4 protein-coding genes are annotated in these 4,935 nt (G+C 42.3%); 2 read left to right on the top strand and 2 right to left on the bottom strand.

The genetic code is table 11. The features are described 5' to 3' along the window. Positions 1–68: 68 nt before the first annotated feature. Positions 69–1,415 carry an asparagine--tRNA ligase gene (gene asnS, locus ADH49_RS01340; protein WP_192831858.1) on the bottom strand — a complete coding sequence of 449 codons (1,347 nt, stop codon included), beginning with the start codon at positions 1,413–1,415 and terminating at the stop codon, positions 69–71. 322 nt (positions 1,416–1,737) lie between these two features. Here asnS and ADH49_RS01335 point away from each other — a divergent pair, with 322 nt between their 5' ends. Then, entirely contained in the window at positions 1,738–2,667 is a 930-nt protein-coding gene (locus tag ADH49_RS01335; protein WP_065426959.1) for a cell surface protein, read from the top strand. Positions 2,668–2,861: 194 nt separating this feature from the next. On the opposite strand, the gene ADH49_RS01330 is transcribed toward ADH49_RS01335, so the two are convergent. After that, on the bottom strand, positions 2,862–4,040 hold the full coding sequence (locus ADH49_RS01330; protein WP_048688387.1) for a pyridoxal phosphate-dependent aminotransferase: 1,179 nt from the start codon (positions 4,038–4,040) through the stop codon (positions 2,862–2,864). Positions 4,041–4,338: 298 nt separating this feature from the next. On the opposite strand from ADH49_RS01330, the gene ADH49_RS01325 reads away from it, so the two are divergent. Beyond that, positions 4,339–4,785, top strand: coding sequence for a MarR family winged helix-turn-helix transcriptional regulator (locus ADH49_RS01325; protein ID WP_048688385.1), 447 nt, complete (start codon positions 4,339–4,341; stop codon positions 4,783–4,785). Positions 4,786–4,935 lie beyond the last annotated feature (150 nt).

Genomic DNA, 4,935 nt, shown 5'->3' with positions numbered 1-4,935 from the left:
TGCGGAGGTGGGACGACGAAATCGAATTCTAACGAATTACCGATTTCTGTCCCACTCTCTTATAGTTATTAAGGTTTGATACGGTGCAACATACGTGGGAATGGAATGGCTTCACGGATGTGTTTTGTACCTGCTGCAAAAGTCACCATACGCTCGATACCAATACCAAATCCACCGTGTGGGACTGTACCGTATTTACGAAGGTCAAGATAGAATTCATATTCTGTACGATCCATACCAAGTGATTCCATCTTAGCGACAAGGGCATCGTAGTCTTCCTCACGCATGGAACCACCGATGATTTCTCCATAACCTTCTGGCGCAAGCAAGTCTGCACAAAGCACGCGATCTGGGTTACCAGGAACTGGTTTCATGTAGAAGGCCTTGATGTCTGCTGGATAGTTGATCACGAAGGTTGGTACACCAAAGTGGTTTGAAATCCAAGTTTCGTGTGGAGAACCGAAGTCATCTCCATGCTCGAGATGTTCGTAGTCCGCATCTTCATCGTTTTCATGCTCTTGCAAGAGATCAATCGCTTCATCATAAGTAATGCGTTTGAACGGCTCTGCAATGTAGCGTTTCAAAAGCTCAGTATCACGTTCCAAAGTTTCCAAGGCTTGAGGAGCACGATCTAGAACACCTTGAAGCAAAGCTTTAACATAAGCTTCTTGCAAGTCAAGTGACTCATCATGTGTCAAGTATGAGTATTCCGCATCCATCATCCAGAACTCAGTCAAGTGACGGCGAGTTTTTGATTTCTCCGCACGGAATACTGGACCAAAGTCAAAGACACGACCAAGGGCCATAGCTCCAGCTTCAAGGTAAAGCTGTCCTGATTGACTCAAGTAAGCTGGTGTCCCAAAGTAATCTGTTTCGAAAAGTTCTGTAGAATCTTCTGCCGCATTTCCTGAAAGAATTGGGCTATCAAACTTCATGAAGCCATTCTTGTCAAAGAACTCATAAGTTGCATAGATAATAGCGTTACGGATTTGCATCACCGCTACTTGTTTGCGTGAACGCAACCACAAGTGGCGGTTATCCATCAAGAAATCTGTTCCGTGTTCTTTTGGAGTAATTGGGTAGTCTTGCGATTCACCAATGACTTCGATGTCTGTAATATCCAATTCATAACCAAATTTAGAGCGCTCGTCTTCTTTGACAATCCCTGTCACAAAGACAGATGTTTCTTGGCTCAAGCGTTTGATGGTATCAAATTTTTCAAGACCCACTTCTTCACCGAATTTTTCGATAAAGTTTGGTTTAAAAGCAACCCCTTGGAAAAAGGCAGTTCCGTCACGCAATTGCAAGAAAGCAATTTTCCCTTTTCCTGATTTATTCGACACCCAAGCCCCGATGGTCACTTCTTGACCAACGTAATCTTTTACTTCGATGATGGTAATCCGTTTTTTCATAATACATCTTCCTTTTCTCATTGTACTTGTCCGAAGACATGATCACCTTTCATTTTACCACAAATAAGAGCCGATAGCTATCTCTCACAATCTAAAAATTCGGCTTTTTTTGACGAAAACAGACATTTTAAAAAAAGTAATTCAACTTTCTCAAATTCTTGAACCGATTTAAATATTCTATCCTATATTTTGATTATTCAAAGGAAACCCCTGCAATTTCATCCCTTTATAGCAGCTGTTTTTGACAAGTAAAAAGCTTGCAAGTTATACTATCAGTATGTATAAAGAGGAAAATATGAAAAAGAAAATTTAACTCACTACGGGATTGTGTGCAGCTGTTTTAGCCCTCAGTCTCGCAACAACCACTTTTGCGGATGAGCAGACTGCACTAATCACTGCTCCTATCTCTGAGCGACAAGATACGCTTACTCCTGTTTCAGTCATTTCAGAGAGTGGAGCTACTGTAGTTACCAACGAAACACTAGCCCCACTTCCTAACGAAGAAACAACTACCCCAACCGTTGAGGAAGCAGCCCCAGCTTCTGCTAAAACTCCAGTAGATCCACGAATCTCTGAAATTCGTGTTATCCATCGTCGTCGGACTTTGAAACCAGACTTTTCTCCAGTTGCTTCTTCAACAGATGTCGTCTACAAGACAGTTGAAGCCCATGCTTTTACCGAATATGATGTCTCTGGAAATGGACCAGCAACGGTTACAGACGAAAACGGAAAAACATGGTACCGTGTGCGATATTCTGATCTTGGTATCAAAGATGGCTTTGCATACAATAGCGCTCCAGAAAAAGGTTCTGCTACAGCACCGGTCATTGAAGTCATTCATCTCTATGACGATATCGATTTGAATCCTGACGTTATTAAACGAGCTCGTTTTGTGGATGAAAAGGGACAAGAAATTGCGCCTTCCCAAGAAAACAGCGTCGAGCGGAGCCTTGATTTGGCTTACGAAGCTGGTCTACCAACAGCACATGCTCAGATCCAAGCTAATGGAAAAACTTATACCTTCCAATCAGCTGACAAAGGAGAACTGACCTCCCATAAACTCCACATTTCTAACCTGGTTACAGTAACCTATTTCTATAAAGAAGTGACCAGTCCAGTAGTTGAAAAACCTGTGACTCCACAGCTGCCAGAAAAACCTAGTCAAAAACTCCGCCTTCCCAAAGGAAATAACGGAGCTAAGACCCGTGTCCCTGTGAAAAAGGCGAATAGGATCCTTTCTGGCGATTACTTATAATTCTAAAGAAAAGAGAGTGGGACAGAAATCGATAATTCGTTAGAATTCAATTTCGTCGTCCCACCTCCGCACAGTTGAGTAAGGCTGTAAAAGCTGATGAAATCAGCGTAGTAGAGCCCACTCAACCACTGCGTCTTGCTCGAAAATCCAAAGACAATTGAAAGGCTAGGACTTTTGTCCCAGCCTCTTAATTTTTAATTTTCCATAAATTGATGCAAGCGGCGAACAGCTTCTTTCAACGTTTCCAGGTCAGTAGCATAACTAAGACGCACATTTTCTGGGGCTCCAAATCCAGCACCTGTAATGAGGGCAACTCCCACTTCTTCCAGGATGGCAGTTGCAAACTCTGTCACATCCGTATAACCTTTCATCTCCATGGCTTTTTTGACATTTGGGAAGAGATAGAAAGCTCCCTGTGGCTTAATGACATCAAAACCTGGAACTTCGCTCAAAAGAGGATAGATGGTGTTCAAACGCTCCTCAAAGGCTTGACGCATCACCTCTACCGAGTCTTGTGGACCTGTCAAGGCTTCAATCGTAGCATACTGCGATACGGCCGTCAGGTTGGAAGTTGTTTGACCAGTCAGTTTACTCATAGCTGCGATGATTTCGGGATCACCAACCGCATAACCAACCCGCCAACCTGTCATAGCATAGGCTTTTGAAACACCGTTAATGACAACCGTTTGTTTGCGGATGGCTTCCGATAAGCTTGAAATCGGAACAAACTCATTGCCGTTATAAACCAGGCGACCATAGATATCATCCGCTAGGATAATAATGTCATGTTCAACCGCCCAATTTCCAATGGCTAGGAGTTCGTCCTTGCTATAAATCATCCCCGTCGGATTAGAAGGAGAGTTTAAGACCAAGACCTTGGTCTTTTCTGTACGAGCTTCTTCCAATTGCTCAACAGATACCTTAAAATCATTGGCTTGGTGCCCTTTGACATATACAGGAACTCCTTCTGCCATCAGGACTTGGTCCCCATAGCTGACCCAGTATGGTGTTGGAATGATGACCTCATCACCTGGATTGAGCACAGCCATAAAGAAGGTATAGAGCGAAAACTTCGCTCCAGTCGCAAAGGTGACTTGATTTGGTGATACAGTGTATCCATAGTAGCGTTCGAAATAGGTATTGACGGCAGCCTTTAATGCTGGCATGCCAGAAGCAACCGTATAAAAGGAAGCCCGCCCATCCCGAATAGCTTGAACTGCAGCATCTTGAATATTCTCAGGAGTGTGAAAATCAGGCTGGCCCAAGGTTAGAAAGAGGATATCTTTTCCTTCTGCCTTTAGTTTTTTTGCTTTGGCATCACTTGCCAGGGTGACACTTTCTTCCATCTTTAATACACGATCAGAAATTTTCATACCTTACCTACTTTCTATCTGGGACCAGTTACAGACGAACCAATTTAGACTAAGATTCTACCAGAAGCTGGCTACAATACCTATATTATACACCATAAATCTGACTTGGAGCAAGATTTTGCTAAAGATTCCACATAAACTTTACTCCTTCTAACTATTCGAATTGTAAATAATTTGAAAGTGAAGTTAACAGACCTATTTCTTGTGTTGATAATTCCATTATCTTGTCACCCACCTGTAATGTATTTGATATTAAGGCTTAATAGCGTCTAATACTATTTATTGATAAAATAATAGTATGAAGAATTTAGAAAAACTATTTGAAGAAGCCCAAACAGAATTAAAAACTATGATTGTCTTTCACAAAGCGGAACGGACTTTTCGTGCAGCAGAGTCACATGTCTTTAAGGAACATCAGTTGACTCCTACTCAGTTTTCCGTTTTAGAAACCTTGTACAGTAAGGGGGATCTCCGTATCCAGAACCTGATTGACAGTATTTTAGCGACCTCTGGAAATATGACTGTCGTGATTCGAAATATGGTGCGTGATGGATGGATCAAGCGTGAAACGGATCCAGATGACCGTCGTGCCTGCATTGTTTCTTTGACAGAAAAGGGCCGTAAAAAAATTATCGAAGTTCTTCCTGATCATATACAAAATGTTCAAAAAGTTATGAGTGTCTTTAGCGAAGAAGAGCATCAGCAACTGCAAACTCTTCTGAAAAAATTAAAGGGCTCCCACTAAATTCTAACCATTCAATCAGTCGTGTTCATGGCCAACTTCCTTTAGTAGGGAGCTGGGAACACGGCTTTTTTGATCCCTCGAAAAAACAAAAGAGGCTGGGACAAAAGTCCTAGCCTCTCAATTGTCTTTGGATTGTCGAGCAAGACGCAG

This window comes from Streptococcus sp. 400_SSPC (assembly GCF_001072745.1).
Lineage (GTDB): Bacteria > Bacillota > Bacilli > Lactobacillales > Streptococcaceae > Streptococcus > Streptococcus xiaochunlingii.
The sequence above is the reverse complement of the archived record's forward strand: the minus strand, read 5'-3'. Positions and strand labels throughout refer to the sequence as shown.